Consider the following 20,955-nt stretch of genomic DNA (forward strand, 5'->3'; position numbering starts at 1 on the left):
AAATCTCTGTCTTTTCGTTTCAAGCTCTATGATTTCATTCAGTTTTTGTTCTATCAAAATTGTTCGGCGTAGAAGTCTTTAATTATTCTTGTTTTTGAATTAGGGTAGTATCTGCCATTTTTGACAGGTATTGCTGTAGCTGATAGGCTTCCAATTTTAATCGAGCACCGATAGACGTATCTAATACTTTAATACGGTTGTTTCTTCGATCGATAATTTGTCTACTAGATACGATGTCGTCATTATTGGCAATAGCAGAGTTTTTCTCTGTAAAAGGCTTATGTGCTGCTAAATGCATGCCGTAGGAATTGTAGATTAGTGTATAGCCGCCAATCCCTGTGACTTTTTGATAAGATTTTGAGAAACCGCCATCTATTACCAGCATTTTTCCTTCAGCTTTAATTGGTGTTTCACCTTTCTTAAGCTTAATCGGCGTATGACCGTTTATAATGCAGCCTATTACCGGATTGATGTCAAATTCTTCCAGCAGCTTCATACAGGTTTCTTTTTGTTCCCGTAAATAATAGTAGGCATTTTTTTCTTCAACGTGCAGTTCACTTTCACTACAGAAGTAGCGTTCAAAAGTTTTCATCGCTTTCTTGCCAAAAAGAGAGGAGCCTTCGCCGCACCATAAGTACCAAATAATATCTGTAAGTTCTTCTACCTGCCTGAAGCGATTCGTAAAAGCCGCAGTGATAGCGTGATCAAAATAATCTAATAATTTTTTTCCGGAATAAGACTGCCCTTTGAAGCTGACCTTTTGAAAACTGCCATCAGTATTTAACGGAATACAGCCGTGAATCAGGAGGTTCTGGTTATAAACATGATAAAGAGAGCCCTTTTTCATCAGAAAGGACATATGCTTAGCCAGCCGCTCAGAGTGCTGAAATTGTGACATAAGCTCTGAAATCAATGCATCCTCTTCTTCAGAGAGAGAGAAGGGAGAATGGGGATCGACTGTTTGAAAGCAGCTGTTAACCAAGGAATAGGCTGTACTATCCAAAATAAGAGAATTTCCATCAATTTTATCCAAAAGCAAGCGGTCAGTCATAGCAAAATCCGGCCGCCGCAGAATAATTTGACCTTCTAGTTTTTGCTGAATAATTGTTATGGCTTGCTGAATCAACATGCTGTCGATTTTCTCTTCTTCAGTCAAATGCCGGTAAGGATTTTTTTTTGGTTGAAACTGCAGATTATCTTTATAGTATTTGCGGCTGAATTTCCGAAGTCCAGTCAAATTGATGCCATATGATTCTTCAAGCAAATCCAGATTGCCGTAACGGGCACAGATTCTTAGCACATTTGCCAAGCAGGCTTTAGACCCGCAAAATGCACCTAGCCAAATAATGTCGTGATTACCGAATTGAATATCAACAGAATGGTAAGCTATCAGCTTATCCATGATTTTATCTGGTTCTGGACCACGATCATAGATGTCACCGATAACATGAAGATGATCGATAACCAGACGCTGAATGAGATAACATAAAGAAGTAATAAACACCTCCGCTTCGCGCAGAGAAATTATTTTGTCGATAATTTGTTCATAATAGTCTTGTTTATCGGCATTCTGATCATAGGGATAAATAAGTTCCTCCAGGATATAGGCATAGTTTTTCGGCAATGCTTTTCTGACCTTGGAACGTGTATATTTACAAGAACAAAAACGGACAAGGTCCAGCAGCTGCTGAATGGTTCTTTTTGAAAAATCAAAGGTCAGAAGCTGTTTTTGCTTTAGGCGGATTAGCTTTTCTTCTGGATAATAGATTAAAAAGCATAAGGAAGCGATTTCGTCATCTGAAAGCTCTTTGGCAAAAATCATTCTCACCTTTTCTTTGATACTACCGGAGCCATTACGCAAAATATGATCGAATGCTTCAAATTCTCCATGAAGGTCGCTTACGAAATGCTCCGTTCCCTTGGGCAGGTTTAAAATGGCTTCTAAATTAACAATTTCTGCTATAAGTTCATCTCTTGATTGTTCAGTCAAATCGCTTCCTCCTCAAAAACTTACGCTTCGTTGACACTTTCAATAATCGAAGCAGTTTCTTCGATTGATTTTTTCTCCACATTAATGACTAAGGATCCATATTTTTCAAATACATCATTTGCATAAGCCAGCTCTGCTTTAATTCTGTCGCAGTCAGTATATGCTGAATCCTCTTTCAAACCAAGAGAATGAAGACGTGACTTCCGTATTTCTCTAAGGCTGTCCATCGATGTTGTTAAACCAATAATTTTACTTGGGTCAATCTGATTCAGTTCTTCTGGAAGGGGAACTTCCGGAATAAGAGGAAGGTTAGCAACTTTATGGTTTTTATTAGCCATATACATACTTAGAGGTGTTTTCGACGTTCTTGAAACCCCTAGAAGGACATAGTCAGCATCCAGAAAACCACGCGGGTCTTTGCCGTCATCATAACGGACCGCAAACTCAATAGCAGCTACCCGGTTGAAATACTGCTCGTTAAGCTTGTGAAGAGCACCAGGCTCCTGCAAGGGAGCGATGCCAAAAGTTGATTCGATAATTTCACTAAGAGGGCTCATGTAGTCAACGTACAGTAAACCTGTCCGTCTGGCAAAGCTTCGAACCAGCTCAACTAATTCTTTGTTAACTAGAGTAGTAACAACAACTGCTTTGTCATGCAAAGCATCTTTTAAAATAGGCTGCAGCAGCTCTGCATCAGTGATAAAAGAAAAACGCTGAATATCGCTCATATCAATATCAGGGTATTGAGCGGAGACGGCTGAGATAATTTTCTGTGCTGTTTCACCTACTGAGTCTGAGATTAAATAGATTTTCACATTGCTTTTTTTCATGATTTTTTAACACTCCTAATAGTTTTCATTTTCGATATCTTTTCCTGCCAGAATAAAGTATTCCATTAATTTTGTTTTTGTCAGCTTTCCGATGACCTTTAGAGGTTCTGTTTCAGACACTACCGGCAGGGTATCCACACTGTGCAGTAGAATCAGATCTCCAGCATCTAAAATCGTGTGCTCCCCAGTGACTGTAATGATATTCGGCATTCGAGTCATGATAACAGCCACCGGTGTTTTTTCAGTATGGGGATTGCTGATAGCCGCTCTAAGCAAATCCTTTCGTGATAAAACCCCAATCAACTCTTCTTGTTCATTTTTTACATAGAGCGAGCCCACATCATACATGAACAAGTTGGTTACTGCATCATAAATAGTTGTTGATTGAGAGATTAGCAGTGGGGGAATCATAATATCTTTGACCTTGCTCTTATACAATTTTTCATATAGAAGCGGCTCGACTTTCTGGCCTGTGTAAAAATAACCAACCTTTGGCCGTGCATCAAGTAGACCAGTCATGGTTAAAATAGAGAGGTCGCTGCGTAATGTAGCCCGGCTAAACCCTAAAGCTTTAGCTATTTCTTCGCCGCTGATAGGCTGATTTTCCTTGACGATTTTAATGATTTCCAGTTGTCTGGAAGTTAATTTCATTCCTTCAAACCACCTTTTTAATGTGACATACTATTAATTATATATATGGTCACATATAAAAGCAAGTTAAAATATAATGTGTAAAAATAGAGGTTGACACTAAATGTGATACACTATATAATTCGAATTAATTCAAATATGACATACTAATTATCGGAGGAAAAAGAATGACGTATATCTATGATTTTTCAGAAGGTGCAAAAGAATGGTCGGATTTGTTAGGCGGCAAAGGAGCAAATCTGGCTGAAATGACAGCTCTTCATTTACCTGTACCAAATGGGTTTACCATAACAACAGAAGCTTGTAAGGACTATTTAAAAGAGAGCAGCGGATTAAATGAAAAATTAATCAATGAGATTAGACAGCACATTCAATCACTGGAGCAACAGACCATGAAAGTACTGGGAGATGCAGAGGATCCCTTGCTCATTTCTGTTCGAAGCGGCTCAAAGTTTTCTATGCCGGGGATGATGGATACAATTTTGAATCTTGGTTTAAATGATGAAACGGTAGTTGGGCTGGCTGAAAAAACAGGAAACAGCCGGTTCGCCTATGATTGTTATCGTCGTCTTTTGCAAATGTTCGGAGATGTGGTCTGGGGAATTGACAAGAATAAGTTTGAAGATCAGCTTAGTTTTTATAAAAGTCAAAAGGGCTATACGATTGATACAGAAATGACGGCTGAAGACTGGCAGTATCTAGTTGATGTCTACAAAGGAATTTATATGGAAACCCTTCACAAACATTTTCCTCAAAATCCGATGGAGCAGCTGTTCCACTCTGTCGAAGCTGTGTTTCGCTCGTGGAATAATAAGAGAGCGAAAACCTATAGGCGGCTTCATGATATTTCTGATGATTTGGGAACAGCAGTAAATATCCAGGAAATGGTTTTTGGAAATTCTGGTTTGGACAGTGGAACGGGTGTTGCTTTTACTAGAAATCCTTCAACTGGTGAAAAAGGTATTTTCGGTGAATTTCTTATAAATGCTCAGGGAGAAGATGTTGTAGCCGGTATTAGGACACCGCAGCCAATTGCTGCTTTGAAAAAGTCTATGCCGGAGATTTACGCAGAATTTTGTGAGATAAGTGAGCAGCTGGAGCAACATTATCAGGATATGCAGGACATTGAATTTACCATAGAAAATAAAAAGTTATATATTCTTCAAACCAGAAATGGTAAGCGAACAGCAAAGGCTTCTTTTAAAATCTGTATAAATTTAGTTGAAGAAGGAGTTATTTCTAAAGAAGCAGGACTACAGCGAATTACGCCAACTATGATTACTCAATTGCTTCACCCAGTCTTTGAAGAAGAGGCGCTAAAGGCTGCTGTACCCTTTGTCAAAGGACTGCCGGCAAGCCCGGGAGCAGCTAGTGGTCAGGTTTACTTCACTGCTGAAGCGGCAAAAGCGGCCAGTGACAGAGGGGAAAAAGTGATTTTAGTTCGACAGGAAACTTCTCCAGAAGATATTGAAGGAATGGTTGTCAGTGAAGGGATTGTTACTTCAAGAGGTGGAATGACCTCCCATGCCGCAGTTGTCGCCAGAGGGATGGGGGTTTGCTGTGTAGCAGGCTGTGAAGAGCTGCAGGTAGATGAATTTTTAGAACAGGCGAGCTGTGGTGACGTGACCTTTGGGACAGGAGATGTTATTTCAGTGGATGGAACATCCGGTTTGCTGTATCAGGGGAGTATCCCTAAGAAAGAAGGAGAGGAGCAGGAGCTATTAAATAAAGTGCTGGATTGGGCACAAGAGCTTAGTACACTAGAAGTTTATGGGAATGCGGAAACGCCCGAAGACATTCAGACTGCCCTTAAGCTTGGGGCAAAAGGAATTGGGCTTGCCAGAACAGAGCATATGTTCTTTGGTGAAGAGCGAATCAGTGAAGTTCGTAAAATGATACTTGCAGTGGATCAGAAAGGACTCCGTAAACCGTTGGAACAGTTGAAAAAGTATCAGAAAAATGATTTTAAAGAAATTTTTCAATTGATGGAGGAACGTCCATGTACCGTACGACTGCTTGATCCGCCGCTGCATGAATTTTTGCCAAAAGCAGAACGGGAAATAGAGGATCTTGCGATAGCGACCAATCGAACCCCAGCCCAGATTCGCAAGCGCATATCAGAATTAGCGGAACAAAATCCTATGTTAGGGCATAGGGGCTGTCGGCTTGCAGTGAGTATTCCTCAAATTTATCAAATGCAGACTGCTGCAATTATCGAAGCGGCTATTGAAGTCAGTCAGTCGAGCGGTTTCTCTGTGGTGCCGGAAATCATGATTCCTTTAGTTAGTACGGATAAAGAAATGAGCTTACTACGAAAACAACTGGAAGAAACAATCGAAGTGATTTTTGAGCTTTATGGTCATCGGATTTCTTATAAGATTGGAACGATGATTGAGACACCGCGGGCTTGTCTGACAGCGGCAGAGATTAGTCAAAGTTCTGACTTTTTCAGCTTTGGTACTAACGATTTGACGCAGCTGACTTATGGCTTTTCTCGGGATGACTCCGCGAAATTTCTTAATGAGTATCTTAATTTGAAGCTTTTACCAAGTGACCCATTCCAGCATTTGGATGAAAAAGGAGTTGGTCAGTTAATTCAGCAGGCGGTTGATGGTATTACAGCAAGTAAAGGAGCTGCACAGATAGGTGTTTGTGGTGAAGCTGGAGGAGATCCGCAGTCTATTCGTTTCCTGAGAAAGCTGCCAATTTCATATGTTTCTTGTTCACCATTCAGAATACCGGCAGCCATTCTAACCATTGCTCAGGAAGAAATAAAGGAACAGGCTGGAAAGCTTAAAATTTTGAATAAATTGATAAAAGAAGTGTAAATCAGAATCTGTAATATTAAGCAATTAATCCTCTATTGTTGTCAAAAAAATCAATTTTCAAAATAAAATTTTATTTAATAATCAATCTAAACAAAAAAATTGATTAAATATTTCGCATAATGACGTGAAAAGCAAAATATTTGCAAAAAATAAATTTAAATAATAGAATTTAATAGTAAAAACATATATATGAGGAGAGATAGTTATGATTACAGTGTACACTTCCCCAAGCTGCACATCTTGTCGTAAAGCAAAGAAATGGTTGGAAGACCATGATATTCCCTATGTGGAAAAAAACTTTTTCAAAGTACCATTAACAAGAGATGAGCTTTTAAACATGTTGCGGTACACAGAGACCGGAACTAGTGAACTTATTTCACAACGGTCAATGGTTTATCAAAAGCTTTCAGTAAATTTGGACGAACTGAGCATCAGCGAGTTGCTGGATTTGATTCAGGAAAATACCAGCTTACTCCGCCGACCAATCATCATTGATGATTATAGAATGCAAGTTGGTTTTAACGAAGATGAAATTCGAGTATTTTTACCTAGAGAAGTTAGAAAACAGGAACTCACACACGCCTTGCTTCTGACTGGTGTTTTTTAAAATTTTATTATTTTGATATAAATATTTTGAATGTAAAGCTGTTCAACGTTGAATTTTCAAGGTTGGACAGCTTTTTTGTCAATAAAGTGATGGATTAAAGATTACTATAAGGAATCGGAAAACTTAGAATTTGTCTGAAATCAGAGTGAAGTCAGCTTTGTCTCTATGAGACTAATGGTTCTCGAGAAATGAAGGACTTTTGAAACACTGTTAATTTAGTTTTAAAAAGTGTACCCATATAAGAATCACAATGCCCATTTTATCTTAGCTCACTGCCAAAATTTCTGGGAAATGTGCTTCTTCTATAGCTTTCGGACAGGTCTTGGATAGTCATATGAGCAGCAATGGATTTGAGTGGTATCTACAAGAAGAGAAAATAATAAAAGCAGAAAGTAGGCTAGAAAAACCAGCTTAAAAAAAAATGAAAAATAAATAGGAAGTTTATCATTTTTGTGCTATTATCGGTAATAACTAAAATGAAGAAGGTGAAGAAATGTCGCTATTATTTGGCACAGCAGAGTTTAACGAAAATCAACATTTAGTCATTGGCGGATGTGACACAACTGAGTTAGCCGAAACATACGGGACACCATTATTTATCTATGATGTTGCTCATATCAGAGAGAAAGCCAGAGGCTTTAAGAAGACACTTGATGAATTGGGAATAAAAAATAAGGTTATTTATGCAAGTAAGGCGTTTGCCTGTCTGGCAATGTATAAGCTGCTGGAAGAAGAAAATCTTGGATGCGATGTAGTATCCGGCGGTGAATTATATACAGCCGTTAAAGGCGGCATGTCTCCTGAAAATATAGAGTTTCATGGAAATAATAAATTGAAAGAAGAATTGGAATTTGCGTTGGACAGCAAGGTGGGTACTATCATTGTTGATAATTTTTATGAACTGGAACTGCTGAAGGAACTAACCGCTGCAAAAGGAGTCCAGCAGGCAGTGATGCTGCGGATTACACCAGGTGTGAACGCAGAGACACATGACTACATTTTGACAGGGCAGGTTGATTCTAAATTCGGGTTTGATGTCAACAGTGGACAGGCCGAACAAGCTATGCAGCGTGCATTAGAGATAGACGGTTTACTAGTGAAAGGCATTCATTGTCATATTGGCTCACAAATTTTTTCTTCTGACGGCTTTTTAGTGGCCGTGGAAAAGATGCTGACAATTCTACATGAGTGGAAAGAAGCTTTTGGCTATACTGCTGAGATTTTGAACATGGGCGGCGGTTTTGGTATTCAGTATACTGAAGCGGATGAACCGCTTAAACCTGAGCAGTTTGTAAAAGCAATCGTAGAAAGCGTTAAAGGACAGTGTGCACGGCTTGACTATCCATTACCTGAACTGTGGCTGGAACCAGGACGGAGTCTGGCGGCAGAAGCGGGCACTACGTTGTATAAGGTTGGTGCTCAAAAAGTAATCCCAGATGTTCGTCATTACGTCGCAGTGGACGGCGGGATGGGGGATAATATTCGTCCTGCTCTTTATGAAGCTGAATATACCGGGATGTTGGCAAACCGAGTCAGCAGAGAAACGACAAGTAAAGTAGCTGTCGTTGGGAAATATTGTGAATCGGGAGATGTCCTAATAAAGGAAATTGATTTACCAGAAGTAGTCGCTGGGGATTTATTTGCTATGACCAGTACAGGTGCGTATGGTTACTCAATGGCCAGTAACTATAATCGTAATCCTAGACCAGCGGTTGTTTTTGTTGAAAACGGTGAAGCAAAATTAGTCATCCGCAGAGAAACCTATGAAGATTTGATTTCTTTGGATTGTGAAGACTAAGTGGATTTTAAAGGAACTTCTTAACAGTAGGGCAAGGAAAGCGAGCTGTGTATTTGATGATTAGGGATGTAGCATTGTCAGTTTGATAAATGTGACAGCCCTTTTCCTGTAGTCTTGAAAATTAAAAGTATTTTTTATGATTTGGAGGTTGAGGATGAGTCAAAAAGAGAAATCTGAAAATGGACTTGCGCTAGGTTTGTCATTTGGACTGTTATTTGGATTGTTGCTGAATCAGCTGGCCTTAGGACTTTGCTTGGGCTTGGCAATTGGTGCTGCTTATGATGAACTTCAGAAAAAGAAAAAATAAATCTTTTAAATAATCAATCCTGATGGTCAATGAAGTTAGTAGAAATAAGTAAGTAAAAAATAAATCAGAAGGTGAAGAAATGCAATTTAGTGATGAAATAATCCAGTATTTGTTGTTGATTACTACGATTGTAATCAGTATTCAACTTATTCGTGGGAAATGGCTGATGCTTATTGCCGGCTACAATACAATGGAACCGGAAAAGCGAAAAGAGACTAATGGTCCAGCTTTAGGAAAAGCAGTCGGAACTTTTTTATTATATATCGATTTAGTTTTAATATTGTCGATTTTATTTCCAGCAACGAGTGACTATTCATTTGTGTTGATACTGATTCCGCTGGCATTTCTGCTTATCTTTGTAAATACTTCTCCCAGATTTAAAAACTGATTGTAGGATTTTTTTGGAAATAATAAGAAAAAAGTAAGTTATCCAAGAAGAAAGAAAATAGGAGATTAAAAATGATTGCTTCAATTAATGATTGGCAGGCAGAAAAGCAGCTGGTAAATTATTATACCTTTCAAGCTAATTTGTGGGGAAAAGATGCATATATTAATGTTTCTCTTAAAAAGGCTAAAGAAGACCTGAATGTTCAAGAAAAGGCTCAATTGATTAAGCTTTTAACTAAGGAAATTCAGTGGATTGAGAAGAGTAAAACAGAGTTTTGCGGTTTAATGCTTGAAGAAGGAATTCTAGCTCTTGCAGAGGACTGGACCTGTGCTGCAGAAGAGGTAGAAGGAAAAGCAGGTTGTTATAAAATCGATGGACAAGAGGTGCAGCTGCCAATAACTAAACAGGTTTTTGAAGAGAGCTTGTATTTTAATGGGGTAAGTTTCGAAATGAGTGAGGATTTAACTAAGTATGATTTGACGCTATATATCGAATGTAGTCCTGATTATTTTGCAGGTCATGCGATAGAGGTCTGGAGCAATCAGGAGCATTGTGTGACTGTTGGCAGTCTAGTCGGTTAAGTAGTATGAGAGAAACTAGTTTTATATAAAATCTTAATTTTTTATAGAATTAAGTTGTATTATTGGAATTCCCTGTATGCTGACGATAAAATAAAGGTATAGAAAATTTCGGAGGGATGACAATGAACAAGAGTAAAGGTCAGAAAATTGATAAGATTCAACTATTGAAGGCAGTAATTACGATCGTATCAGGAATTCTTCTTCTGAAAGCTGTTTTCAAAAAACGAGAAGCTTAAGGTTTTTATTAGGACTAAAGTTCTTGGATCGAAAAAAGAATGCAAATATCAATTTTGAAGCATCAGACGAGGAATGGGTCTGATGCTTTTTCGTTTGAAAGAAAGGAACAAATAGTCATTGGCAAACATTTATGATATGGTTATTTTAAGAAATTAAAAAAGGAGAGGTGGAAACTTGAAACTGGTGTTGACGATTATTTTTTGTATGTTTATCTTGGTATTTCTCTATAGATATTTACTTGCTCAGTCAAAAAATCCTTCCGGATTTATCGGCAAAAGAATGATGCGGATCTGGAACGGAACGTATATACCAATGGTTAAATGGGCTGTCAAACATGGGATTAACGAACAGCCCAAAAGAATACTTGATGTTGGGATGGGAAATGGAGCATCCAGTAAATTACTGAAAAACTATTATCCAGCCGCTGATATAACGGGGATAGACATTTCTGAAACAGCTGTTCGTCTGGCAAATGAAAAAGTAGAAAAAGGACTTTGTTTTAAACAGGAATCAATTGAACGGACGACATTTAATGAGCAGACCTTTGATTTGATTACCGCTTTTCAAACACATTTTCATTGGGAAAATCTGGACACGGCTTTTATAGAAATCGCTCGGATTCTCACGCCAGAAGGGACAGTGTTACTCTCCTGTGAAGAATCAAAGCAGCGCTATTTTCTAAAAGAATTAGGTGTATCAGCTCATTTTAAAGAATATTTAAGCACAAAGGGTTTTACCGTAAAAAAGCAGATGACAAAGAACGGCTGGTTGTTATTTATAATAGAAAAAAATTGTTAAAAGGAGAAAATAAACATGGGAATATTTGATAAATTAAAAGGATATATTGATCAGACAAAGAGGAATGGAGAATTAGCTAGAGAAAGAGAGTTTAATCAAATCTATGATAACTCAGAGCTTTTTCAGGAAGGACCATTTGAAATTGATTATATAGGTGCTATGTTGATGACAGGAGATAAGAGACCTCTAGTAAGCATTGAAATGGAATGGTTAAACACGAGCAAGGAGCCCTGTAAACTAAGTGAGTATCTGTTATCTATTTCGGCTGTTCAAGCTGGAGAAGAACTGAAAGCTACCGGCTTTATCTTTGACGAGGAAGGGTTAGTATTTGAAACACCTCTTGATGCAGGTACCAGAGATGGCGATGCTTTAATCAATTTCGAATTGGTTAATTTATCTGATTCTGTAGAGGTAGTTATTTGCTTCGCAGATGGCAAGAAGCAGTTTACGGTTATTTTTCCAGAACACTTAAAAAGCGATTTACTTGTCTAATACAGATGGTGGGTAAGAAATACTGGCTGAGGTGAGTGCTACATAGTTGGATGACGCTTCTCTGACAGCTGTTACTTTCCTTAGACAATTGTTCTTAGAATGCATTTACTGACCGTGTGGATAAGGATTGCAGAATTGGAAGTTATTTTCCTCTAACAAAAGCTGAAAATCAGTGATATTTTATAAAAATACTGGGTAATATAATGTAGAAATGATATGATGTATTAAAATACATCAGACCTTTATGTAGGAGGAAATAAATGAATAAACAAATAAAGTACATTCTTTTGATTTTTCTAGTATCATTTAATCTACGATTGGGGATTGCCAGTGTTCCGCCGATTCTGGCTCAAATCAAGAATTCACTGGAATTAACAAATTTAGAGGCGAGTTTGCTTACAAGTATTCCAGTTGTTTGTATGGGTGTACTGGCCTTTTTTGTAAGTAGTATTCAACAAAAGTTGGGTAGAAAATATGGCGTTTTTATCTTCTTAATTCTATTGGGTTTTAGTATTAGCGGGAGGGCTTTTGCGGCTAATTACTATCTGCTTATTTTGACCGCCTTTTTAATTGGTTTTGCTATTGCCATAATAGGTCCTTTGTTATCAGGATTTATTAAGGAAGAATTTCCCAATAAATCAGGTCTGCTTATTGGGTTCTATTCTTTAGGAATGGGTCTTGGGGCGGTTTGTGCATCCAGCTTTATGATACTGATAACCAATTTTTTTGACGGAAGCTGGCAGTATTCGCTAGCGGTATGGGGAATCTTTGCGGTGATTACCGCCTTACTTTGGTTATTTTTTGTTCCGACACAGCAGGAACACAGCTTGAAGGAGAAAGAACAATCCGAGACGGTTCGCACGCATTTAAAAAATCCCAAACTGTGGCAAATGATTCTTTTCTTTGGCATTCAATCAGGTATCTTTTACAGCATTACCACTTGGATTCCAGACTTCTTGCTCCACAAAGGATTAACACCAACTGCTTCAGCACTACAGCTGACTCTTTTCACTGCTGTTCAAATGACGTTTAGTTTCATCATTCCAACGATGATGGATCGATTCGGACGTCTCGGACAATGGCTGACAGGCTGTTGCCTATTCATGTTCGGAGCGGTTTTATTGTTCCTGTTTTGTAATGGAGAATTTTTTATGACGATTGGTACTATCTTAACGGCTATAAGCCTAGGCGGGCTATTTCCAATAGCGATGCTGCTGCCGCTTCAGTCTAGTAGTAATGCAGTTGAAGCGAGTATTTGGACAAGTTTAGTGCAGGCGTTTGGGTATATCATCGGCGGTATTATTCCCTCAATTATCGGGTTACTAGTGGATCAATCCGGCAGCTATTCCTTTTTGTTCTGGTTTGTTGCTGCTGGAACAATCCTACTGCTGCTGACTGGTCTGAAGGATGGAAAGCAAAGGGTAACTGCTCATGAATAGTAGAGGACTGGTTAACCAAACAATCACTGCTCTTATCAACTATATAGAAGAAAATCAGCTAACTGCTGGGCAAAAGCTTCCTAAAGAAACTGATTTAGCAAAAGAGCTTGAAATTGGTCGTTCTACATTGAGAGAAGCAGTTAAAATATTGTCATTCTCAAATGTTTTAGATGTTCGACAGGGAGCTGGAACCTTTATAAATAATGAGCCATTTAGTCAAAGTCCTTCAGTAGAGCAGCTCTTGACGGCTCGCGAAATGCTTGAAAAACAGGCAGTTGAACAGCTTGCGAAACAAGAATGTGATGTGGCAGAGCTGATTCAGTTGAAAGAAGCATTGTTCGAAAGAAATCGTCTGCTTCAGGAGGGACAGTTTTCTGACTATATAACAAGCGATTTAAATTTTCATATGAAGATAGTTTCACTTTCAAAAAATCCATTTCTTATTAAATGGTACAATGAGCTGTTGCCCGATTTAAAATTATTTTTGAGTAGTCAGATGTTGAAACTTAAGGACTATCAGGATAATACCATTCTGCATAATGAATTATACGAAGCGATTGTTGATGGAAATTACGACAAAGCTGCATTGCTGATTAGTAAAAATAATCATTCGTGATATAAAAAAGCATGCATCAGCAGAAAAAGCTGATACGTGCTTTAAATTTTTAGCGAATCCCTAATGCAATCCGAGCGTAGCGTGACATCTTATCTGTTGTCCAAGCTGGATACCATACAAGTTTCACTTCTACATTGTTAACTTCTGGAATATCAGCCACTGCTTGATGAATCTGCTCTGTTAGAATATCTGCAAGAGGACAGCCCATAGTGGTTAAAGTCATTTTGATGATGGTGTCGCCGTTTTCTTCAAATTCTATTTCATAAATCAAACCTAAATTTACGATATCAATACCTAATTCAGGGTCAATAACTGTTTCAAGAGCAGTCAAAATCTCTTCTTTAATCTCTTCGATTTCTTCAGCAGACCGTTTCTGTTCTTCGCTCATTGTCTCTCGACTCCTTTATCATTAACTATCGTTTATAATACCTTCTTTTTTCTGTTTTGTAAATGAGAATCTCTTTCAATAAAGAAGCAGTAGCGCCTGTCCACCAGATGTAAAGAGTCTTTCAATTTGACTGATTTATACTGGCACAATCAGAAAAAAAGAAATTCTTGAGAAAAAAAGATTGACAAAATCTTAAGAAATTTGTAAACTATTGAGTGTTAACAAGTTGAATAACGTTTTCATGTGACTAGATAATACTAGGCATGGAAGAATTTCATGTGGTTATGACAGTTAATGTCATACAATTATGGAGTTGTTCTATGCTTTTTTTGTTGCGTTCATGGAAATGAAACTGCCAACTCTGCAGAAGAGGTAATGTTTATGAAAATCAAAAAAGTACTAAATCAAAATGCAGTTCTTGTGCTTGACGAAGGACAAGAAAAAGTCGCTGTCGGTAAAGGGGTCGGCTTCAACAAAAAGAAAAATGATGTGCTGCCTCAGCAGCAGGTTGAACGGATTTTTGTGATGGAGCCGGAAGGACTGAAAAAGCTTCAAGTCCTGTTATCCCAAATCGATGAAAAATATTTTTTTGCTACGGAAGAAATCATCAAGTATGCTGAAAATACTCTTGGCGAAAAGCTTAATGCACATATTAATGTTGGTTTAAGTGACCACATTGCTTTTGCAGCTGAAAATATTCAGAATAATATTATTGTTCGGAATAAGCTATTGAATGAAATCGAAATATTGTACGGTGACGAGTTTGCAATTGCTCAATGGGCAGTTGATTATCTGACTCAAACACTGGGTTTGCCTTTTAGCTATGATGAAGCTGGTTATATTGCTATTCATATTCACAGTGCTCGCAGCGGACGCACGGACAACAGTAAAAGTATTCGTGAGGTCACGATTGTTTCTGAAATTATACGTTTAATTGAGCAGGAGCTGGATATCAATATTTATGATGAACAGATGAGTTTGAGTTATTCCCGTCTGGCGAATCACCTCCGTTTGTTTATTCACCGCTTCGAACAAAATCATTACGCTGTATTGGACGACGATATTTTGGATGTTGTTCGTAAAAAATATGCGGAAAGCTATGAAATCGCCAAGAAGATTCAAGTGTTACTGATGAAAAACTTCCACTATCAAGTGCCGAATGAAGAGCTGGGCTATTTAGCAATTCATATTGAACGGCTGCGTATGATTAAAAACAAATAGAGAAGGAGTTATGTATTATGAAAGAATACATGCAAAGAATGGGTCGCTCTTTAATGCTTCCAGTTGCGGTACTTCCTGCTGCTGCGATTCTTATGGGGATTGCAAACTGGGTTGGAAATGGTAATCCGAATGTCAATGTATTTACAATCTTTATGTTTAATGCTGGTGATGCGATTCTTGGTCACCTAGCGCTATTGTTCGCTGTAGGTTTAGCTTTAGGAATGTCCAAAGATAAGGATGGTTCAGCTGCTTTAGCCGGATTAGTCGCTTATCTGATTCCTGAAAAATTATTAGCTCCTGCTTCAGTTCAAATGATTCAAGGTTTGGACGATGTTAGTGAAGTAGCCGCAGCATTTTCAAAAATTCAAAATAACGTTTTAATTGGTATTATTGCTGGTTTAGTGGCGGCTGCTATGTACAATCGTTTTTCTAATGTTAAGCTGCCAATGGCCTTATCATTCTTTAGCGGAAAACGTCTAGTTCCAATTATGGCAGCTGCTTCAATGGTTGTTATTTCAGCGGGACTATACTTTATCTGGCCGGTTATCTTTGATGGATTAGTAGCGTTTGGTGAAGCAATTTCCGGCTTAGGATTTATGGGAGCTGGTTTATATGGATTCTTCAACCGTTTATTGATTCCAACTGGGCTGCACCATGCGTTAAACTCAGTATTCTGGTTTGATGTTGCAGGAATCAATGATATTGGTAATTTCTTAGGTGGTCAAAAGGCAATTGAAGAAGGTTTGGCGATTGTTGGTAAAACAGGAATGTATCAAGCTGGATTCTTCCCAGTGATGATGTTTGGATTACCTGCTGGTGCTTTGGCAATTTATCAAAGTGCTCGCCCAGAAAAGAAAAAAGCAACAGCTTCATTAATGATGGCAGCTGCTTTTGCTTCATTCTTTACTGGTGTAACTGAACCATTGGAATTCTCATTTATGTTTGTTGCATGGCCGTTATACGTGCTTCATGCTGTATTCACTGGTCTGTCACTAGCAGTGGCTGCGTTCTTCCAATGGACAGCAGGTTTCGCATTTAGTGCCGGTTTTGTTGACTATTTCCTAAGCTTGAAAAACCCAGTTGCTAACAGCCCGCTTATGTTAGTTGTTGAAGGGATTTTCCTTGCAGCAGTTTACTATTTCGGCTTCCGTTTTGCAATTAAAAAATTCAATTTAATGACACCAGGTCGTGAAGAAGGCGATGGAGAAGAAACTCCAGATGTAGCAGATGGTGACAATAAGTTTGCTTCATTGGCTCGCAGAATCTACGAAGGATTAGGCGCTCAAGGGAATGTGACTTCAATTGATAATTGTACAACTCGTTTACGTTTAACTGTTAAGGATACAGGTAGTGTTGATCAAGGAAAAATTAAAGCAACAGGCGTTCCAGGAGTTAAGGTAATTGATGATAAGAACATCCAAGTAATTGTTGGTACAGAAGTTCAGTTTGTTGCAGATGAAATGACGAAGCTTCATAACTCTGGCGGCATCAGCGGTGCACCAACAGGTGATACGGCAAAAAAGCCTGAGCCAAAACCGGAAGCTCCTAAAGTTTCCGGCGGCGTAACAGAACTTTATGCAGTAGCTGATGGAAAAACTGTTCCGATTTCTGAAGTACAAGATGATGTGTTCTCAGCAAAAATGATGGGTGATGGCTATGCAGTTGTTCCAACTTCTGGAGAAGTGTTTACACCTGTTGCGGGTAAAATTACTAATATTTTCCCAACAAAACATGCTATGGGAATTCTGACTGATTCAGGAATTGAAGTATTGCTTCATATGGGATTGGATACTGTTGAATTGAAGGGTGAACCATTTACACTTCATGTTTCAGAAGGACAGACTGTGAAACAAGGCGATAAAATTGCAACAATTGATTTATCTGCTCTTGAAAGAGCGAATAAGAAATCTGACTTGATTGTGGTATTTACGAATCAGGACGTAGTAAAATCCTATGATTTAGCTAAAGCAGGACAAGCTGTAAAAGCGAATGATATTGTAGGGAAAACAACTGTATAATTAATAACAAAGCCAGAGTTACGTAAAAGTAGCTCCGGCTTTTTTTGTTCACTAGATTAGTTAGTAATTCATGTTATTTCCAACTGACTGACAAATTAGAAGTGGCAAAAAAGAAAGGTTGTATTTATCTAAAATTATATTCAATAACGATAATATGTATGTTATAATTCATTAAAAGGAAAGGAGTGTTAAGTTTTGGTAAAATGTTTAAAGTTTGTTTTTTTTGTTGGATTAGTGTTTTTAGGAGTGATTGGTAGTGATGGGGCTGTTTATGCTGATGGTATGACTGATGAAGGGGTTAGTTATACTTTTCCAGAAGTAGCTGAGGATAAGATAGTTGACATTCCAGATTTTTCGTTTAGTGAAATAGAACCAAAGAAAATTTGGGGACCAGATGAACGTCGTCCAGTTAGCAACACAACAGTATTTCCATATTCAGCTGTTGTTAAGGTAGTTTGTCACTACAACGTTGGTTTGCCCTCAAGCGGGACAGGAAGTATGATTGGTAAAGATGCTGTGCTAACCAATGCTCACGTAGTTTACAGTAAGGATAGAGGATGGCCTAAGTCAATTACTGTATATCCTGGGAAAAATGCTAATAGTGAACCTTTTGGCAGTGCCCAATCTAGAGTAGTAACGATTTCAAGTACCTCTTATGGTGCAACAAATGATTATGCAGTAATTAGGTTGAATAAAGCGATTGGAAATAATACTGGATATTTTGGATTAACAAGCACAATTCCATCCTCTTTGACATTAACAGGTTATCACGGAGATAAGAAGGACGGTAAAATGTATACTCAAACCAGTGGTATCGTTGGTTCTAATAATGAACAAATTCTTCATCAGTTCGATGCATGGGCTGGATCTAGTGGAAGTCCAATGTATAATAGTAATAAACAAATTGTCGCAATACATGCTGGTGGCTATTCTAGTTATGATTATGCTGTTCGAATGAATGGAAAAGCTAAAAGTAATGTTGTCGCATGGGCGCATGACAAGAATTCTGATGGAACAATATATACTGGAGTCAATTATCAGACACATACTAAAAACTTTGGCTGGATGAACTTTGTGGCTAACGGCACTACTTCTGGGACAACAAAACAGAGCAGACAAGCTGAGGCTTTGCAAATCAAACTAAGTGGCTATTCAGGAGGGATTCAGTATCGATCCCACGTTCAAAGCAAAGGCTGGCTACCTTGGGTTTCAAATGGTCAGACAGCGGGAACCGTTGGTGAATCACGACGGTTGGAAGCTTTTCAAGTGAAGTTAACAGGAGCAATTGCCAACACACATCGCATTGAATACAGAGCTCATGTACAGAGCAAAGGGTGGTTGCCTTGGGTGAAAGATGGTCAGACAGCGGGAACGGTTGGAGAAGCCAGACAAGTGGAAGCGATCGAAATGCGACTTGTAAAAAAATAAAAACATTAGCAGTTTGATTATAATTGAAAACAGTGGATAAAGTAATGTAAATTACTTTCGTCCACTGTTTTTATCTACAAAAATAGTATTATGATAGCGATACATGAAAATATACTGCCGATTGAGTCAAAAATTAATGAAGTCTACTTTTTTAATGCTTAGACTGGTAAACTATGAGTAAGCTAAATGTATAAAGGAGAAAAGAACATGGAAGAATTAATTACAGAGCGGTTAAATATAAGAAGATTCACCGAAAATGATGGTCCATCCTTATTTAACTATTTATCTAAAGAAGAGGTGGTTCATTTCGAACCCTATCCCCCTTTTACAAAAGAGCAGTCGGATAAGGAAGCGCTGCGGCGTGCGCAGGATAAAAGCTTTTGGGCTGTTTGTCTGAATGATGGAACGTTGATCGGAAATCTCTATTTTTCTAAAGGTGAGTTTGATACTTGGATGATTGGTTATGTTTTCAATAATGAGTATTGGGGACAAGGCTATGCAACTGAAGCGGTAAATGCAATCTTTGACTATGGATTTCAGGAGTGGGGAGTGCGTCGGATAATTGCACTCTGTAATCCTCTAAATACTCCTTCATGGCAGCTGCTGGAACGGATAGGCATGCGTAGAGAAGGTGAATTGAAGCAGAATGTGTTTTTCAACATGGACGAACAAGGAAAACCTATTTGGCAGGATACTTATGAGTATGGTTTGCTTAAGAATGAATATATGAAAAATAAAGCGAACTCTTGAAAACTTAGGTAAAACAGGCGTTGTATTTTTACAAGCCTGTTTTTTTAATCAATAGCTGGTATGAATCCAGTAATGGCAGTCATTTTAAATTAAGAAATAAATACGCTTATTATTAGTAAGCATATTTGTTGTCATTTTATAAAAAAAGCTTATAATTTATTTCGTAAAGGTCAGTGAACGTCAAAGAAGATAGGGAGCTGCCTTTCAAATGAATATAGGAGGTTTGTAATTATGGCAAAAGAACATTATGACAGAAGTAAACCCCATGTAAATATCGGGACTATTGGTCACGTCGATCATGGGAAAACAACATTAACCGCTGCAATCACTACAGTATTAGGGAAAAAAGGCCTGGCAAACCCCCAGGATTATGCAAGTATTGATGCAGCTCCTGAAGAACGTGAACGTGGTATTACCATTAATACTGCCCATGTCGAATATGAAACTGAAAAACGGCATTATGCCCATATTGATGCACCAGGGCACGCAGATTATGTGAAAAATATGATTACTGGCGCTGCTCAAATGGATGGAGCGATTTTGGTTGTTTCTGCAACAGATGGACCAATGCCTCAGACTAGAGAGCATATTCTACTTTCACGTCAGGTTGGCGTAAAATACTTAATCGTATTTTTGAATAAAACAGACCTGGTCGATGACGACGAGTTGATAGATCTAGTAGAGATGGAAGTCCGTGAGTTATTAAATGAGTATAATTTTCCAGGTGATGATACACCGATTATTAAGGGTTCTGCTTTGAAAGCAATTGAAGGAGATCCTGCTGCTGAAGCCGCAATTCTTGAATTGATGGATACAGTTGACAGCTATATACCGACTCCGAAAAGAGACACAGACAAGCCGTTATTATTGCCGGTTGAAGATGTATTTTCTATTACTGGCCGGGGAACTGTTGCTTCCGGTCGTATCGACCGTGGTCAAGTAAAGGTTGGCGATGAAATCGAAATCGTTGGTATTAAGCCTGAAACTCAAAAAGCTGTAGTTACTGGTATTGAAATGTTTCGTAAAACACTAGATTACGGAGAAGCTGGGGACAATGTTGGTATTCTCCTGCGCGGAATAACTCGGGATGAAATTGAGCGTGGTCAAGTTATTGCAAAACCGGGCTCTATCACTCCCCATACCAAATTCAAAGCAGAAGTGTATGTATTGACGAAGGATGAAGGTGGTCGTCATACGCCGTTCTTCACAAACTATCGTCCACAATTTTACTTCCGCACGACAGATGTAACTGGGGTTGTAGAGCTTCCGGAAGCCGTTGAGATGGTTATGCCGGGTGACAACGTAACGATTGACGTTGAACTAATTCATCCTATCGCTGTTGAACAAGGAACAACCTTCTCTATTCGAGAAGGCGGCCGAACTGTCGGTTCAGGTATTGTCACTGAAATCGAAAAATAACGAATTTAAGCAAAAGGTTATAACAGAAGCTTCAATTCATAAAAAAACAAGCAGGTACTAATTTCAGTACTTGCTTGGTTTTGTTATTTAATAATAAGCATTTTCTATGCATATGTTTTCTATTGTATTTTGATTTGGAAGCTAGTCAAAGGAAATAGCTCATTTTAAG

19 protein-coding genes are annotated in these 20,955 nt (G+C 38.4%); 15 read left to right on the forward strand and 4 right to left on the reverse strand.

All coding sequences use genetic code 11. The features are described 5' to 3' along the window. Positions 1-82 precede the first annotated feature (82 nt). From ACPWSO_RS03245 to ACPWSO_RS03255, 3 genes are read right to left on the reverse strand one after another with little or no spacing between them, the layout of a single operon-like run. Complete coding sequence (locus ACPWSO_RS03245; protein WP_426081365.1) at positions 83-1,990, reverse strand: fructose-1,6-bisphosphatase; 1,908 nt, start codon at positions 1,988-1,990, stop codon at positions 83-85. 20 nt (positions 1,991-2,010) lie between these two features. Next, on the reverse strand, positions 2,011-2,820 hold the full coding sequence (locus tag ACPWSO_RS03250) for a pyruvate, water dikinase regulatory protein (RefSeq protein WP_426081366.1): 810 nt from the start codon (positions 2,818-2,820) through the stop codon (positions 2,011-2,013). Between the two features lie 15 nt (positions 2,821-2,835). Continuing rightward, positions 2,836-3,471, reverse strand: a complete 636-nt coding sequence (locus tag ACPWSO_RS03255) for a helix-turn-helix transcriptional regulator (RefSeq protein WP_426081367.1) — start codon at positions 3,469-3,471, stop codon at positions 2,836-2,838. 167 nt (positions 3,472-3,638) lie between these two features. Here ACPWSO_RS03255 and ppdK point away from each other — a divergent pair, with 167 nt between their 5' ends. From ppdK to ACPWSO_RS03305, 10 genes are all read left to right on the forward strand, one after another. Further along, on the forward strand, positions 3,639-6,299 hold the full coding sequence (ppdK, locus tag ACPWSO_RS03260; RefSeq protein ID WP_426081368.1) for a pyruvate, phosphate dikinase: 2,661 nt from the start codon (positions 3,639-3,641) through the stop codon (positions 6,297-6,299). Between the two features lie 205 nt (positions 6,300-6,504). Next, the gene (spx, locus tag ACPWSO_RS03265; RefSeq protein ID WP_426081369.1) at positions 6,505-6,906 is read left to right on the forward strand and encodes a transcriptional regulator Spx; all 402 of its coding nucleotides are present in this window, start codon (positions 6,505-6,507) and stop codon (positions 6,904-6,906) included. 493 nt (positions 6,907-7,399) lie between these two features. Further along, positions 7,400-8,704 carry a diaminopimelate decarboxylase gene (gene lysA / locus ACPWSO_RS03270; RefSeq protein ID WP_426081370.1) on the forward strand — a complete coding sequence of 435 codons (1,305 nt, stop codon included), beginning with the start codon at positions 7,400-7,402 and terminating at the stop codon, positions 8,702-8,704. Between the two features lie 154 nt (positions 8,705-8,858). Then, the gene (locus ACPWSO_RS03275; protein WP_426081371.1) at positions 8,859-9,011 is read left to right on the forward strand and encodes a hypothetical protein; all 153 of its coding nucleotides are present in this window, start codon (positions 8,859-8,861) and stop codon (positions 9,009-9,011) included. 79 nt (positions 9,012-9,090) lie between these two features. Continuing rightward, positions 9,091-9,399, forward strand: a complete 309-nt coding sequence (locus tag ACPWSO_RS03280) for a DUF3784 domain-containing protein (RefSeq protein WP_426081372.1) — start codon at positions 9,091-9,093, stop codon at positions 9,397-9,399. Between the two features lie 71 nt (positions 9,400-9,470). Next, complete coding sequence (locus ACPWSO_RS03285; RefSeq protein WP_426081373.1) at positions 9,471-9,980, forward strand: DUF2262 domain-containing protein; 510 nt, start codon at positions 9,471-9,473, stop codon at positions 9,978-9,980. A gap of 420 nt (positions 9,981-10,400) precedes the next feature. Beyond that, positions 10,401-11,015, forward strand: coding sequence for a class I SAM-dependent methyltransferase (locus tag ACPWSO_RS03290; RefSeq protein WP_426081519.1), 615 nt, complete (start codon positions 10,401-10,403; stop codon positions 11,013-11,015). Positions 11,016-11,030: 15 nt separating this feature from the next. Beyond that, entirely contained in the window at positions 11,031-11,507 is a 477-nt protein-coding gene (locus tag ACPWSO_RS03295) for a hypothetical protein (RefSeq protein WP_426081374.1), read from the forward strand. Positions 11,508-11,767: 260 nt separating this feature from the next. Continuing rightward, the gene (locus ACPWSO_RS03300; protein WP_426081375.1) at positions 11,768-12,946 is read left to right on the forward strand and encodes a CynX/NimT family MFS transporter; all 1,179 of its coding nucleotides are present in this window, start codon (positions 11,768-11,770) and stop codon (positions 12,944-12,946) included. Continuing rightward, positions 12,939-13,562: a FadR/GntR family transcriptional regulator gene (locus ACPWSO_RS03305; RefSeq protein ID WP_426081376.1), complete on the forward strand. Its 624-nt coding sequence runs from the start codon at positions 12,939-12,941 to the stop codon at positions 13,560-13,562. The genes ACPWSO_RS03300 and ACPWSO_RS03305 overlap by 8 nt, the downstream gene beginning before the upstream one ends. A gap of 49 nt (positions 13,563-13,611) precedes the next feature. Here ACPWSO_RS03305 and ACPWSO_RS03310 read toward each other — a convergent pair whose 3' ends face one another. Beyond that, positions 13,612-13,950: a metal-sulfur cluster assembly factor gene (locus ACPWSO_RS03310; RefSeq protein WP_426081377.1), complete on the reverse strand. Its 339-nt coding sequence runs from the start codon at positions 13,948-13,950 to the stop codon at positions 13,612-13,614. Positions 13,951-14,331: 381 nt separating this feature from the next. On the opposite strand from ACPWSO_RS03310, the gene ACPWSO_RS03315 reads away from it, so the two are divergent. The 5 genes from ACPWSO_RS03315 to tuf all read left to right on the forward strand — a co-directional run bounded on the left by ACPWSO_RS03315 (position 14,332) and on the right by tuf (position 20,786). Beyond that, positions 14,332-15,171, forward strand: coding sequence for a PRD domain-containing protein (locus ACPWSO_RS03315; RefSeq protein WP_426081378.1), 840 nt, complete (start codon positions 14,332-14,334; stop codon positions 15,169-15,171). A 17-nt stretch (positions 15,172-15,188) separates the two neighbouring features. Further along, positions 15,189-17,189, forward strand: coding sequence for an N-acetylglucosamine-specific PTS transporter subunit IIBC (gene nagE, locus ACPWSO_RS03320; protein WP_426081379.1), 2,001 nt, complete (start codon positions 15,189-15,191; stop codon positions 17,187-17,189). 195 nt (positions 17,190-17,384) lie between these two features. After that, positions 17,385-18,617, forward strand: a complete 1,233-nt coding sequence (locus ACPWSO_RS03325) for a trypsin-like serine protease (RefSeq protein WP_426081380.1) — start codon at positions 17,385-17,387, stop codon at positions 18,615-18,617. A gap of 207 nt (positions 18,618-18,824) precedes the next feature. Beyond that, the gene (locus ACPWSO_RS03330) at positions 18,825-19,367 is read left to right on the forward strand and encodes a GNAT family N-acetyltransferase (RefSeq protein ID WP_426081381.1); all 543 of its coding nucleotides are present in this window, start codon (positions 18,825-18,827) and stop codon (positions 19,365-19,367) included. Positions 19,368-19,598: 231 nt separating this feature from the next. After that, on the forward strand, positions 19,599-20,786 hold the full coding sequence (gene tuf, locus ACPWSO_RS03335; RefSeq protein ID WP_426081382.1) for an elongation factor Tu: 1,188 nt from the start codon (positions 19,599-19,601) through the stop codon (positions 20,784-20,786). Positions 20,787-20,955: the final 169 nt, after the last annotated feature.

The organism is Enterococcus sp. LJL51, from assembly GCF_049894025.1.
Taxonomy (GTDB): domain Bacteria; phylum Bacillota; class Bacilli; order Lactobacillales; family Enterococcaceae; genus Enterococcus_L.

Coding starts and splice junctions, on each gene's coding strand:
- ACPWSO_RS03250 (WP_426081366.1), bottom strand. CDS start 2,820: ATGAAAAAAAGCAATGTGAAAATCTATTTAATCTCAGACTCAGTAGGT.
- ACPWSO_RS03255 (WP_426081367.1), bottom strand. CDS start 3,471: ATGAAATTAACTTCCAGACAACTGGAAATCATTAAAATCGTCAAGGAA.
- ppdK (WP_426081368.1), top strand. CDS start 3,639: ATGACGTATATCTATGATTTTTCAGAAGGTGCAAAAGAATGGTCGGAT.
- spx (WP_426081369.1), top strand. CDS start 6,505: ATGATTACAGTGTACACTTCCCCAAGCTGCACATCTTGTCGTAAAGCA.
- lysA (WP_426081370.1), top strand. CDS start 7,400: ATGTCGCTATTATTTGGCACAGCAGAGTTTAACGAAAATCAACATTTA.
- ACPWSO_RS03275 (WP_426081371.1), top strand. CDS start 8,859: ATGAGTCAAAAAGAGAAATCTGAAAATGGACTTGCGCTAGGTTTGTCA.
- ACPWSO_RS03280 (WP_426081372.1), top strand. CDS start 9,091: ATGCAATTTAGTGATGAAATAATCCAGTATTTGTTGTTGATTACTACG.
- ACPWSO_RS03285 (WP_426081373.1), top strand. CDS start 9,471: ATGATTGCTTCAATTAATGATTGGCAGGCAGAAAAGCAGCTGGTAAAT.
- ACPWSO_RS03295 (WP_426081374.1), top strand. CDS start 11,031: ATGGGAATATTTGATAAATTAAAAGGATATATTGATCAGACAAAGAGG.
- ACPWSO_RS03300 (WP_426081375.1), top strand. CDS start 11,768: ATGAATAAACAAATAAAGTACATTCTTTTGATTTTTCTAGTATCATTT.
- ACPWSO_RS03305 (WP_426081376.1), top strand. CDS start 12,939: ATGAATAGTAGAGGACTGGTTAACCAAACAATCACTGCTCTTATCAAC.
- ACPWSO_RS03310 (WP_426081377.1), bottom strand. CDS start 13,950: ATGAGCGAAGAACAGAAACGGTCTGCTGAAGAAATCGAAGAGATTAAA.
- ACPWSO_RS03315 (WP_426081378.1), top strand. CDS start 14,332: ATGAAAATCAAAAAAGTACTAAATCAAAATGCAGTTCTTGTGCTTGAC.
- nagE (WP_426081379.1), top strand. CDS start 15,189: ATGAAAGAATACATGCAAAGAATGGGTCGCTCTTTAATGCTTCCAGTT.
- ACPWSO_RS03330 (WP_426081381.1), top strand. CDS start 18,825: ATGGAAGAATTAATTACAGAGCGGTTAAATATAAGAAGATTCACCGAA.
- tuf (WP_426081382.1), top strand. CDS start 19,599: ATGGCAAAAGAACATTATGACAGAAGTAAACCCCATGTAAATATCGGG.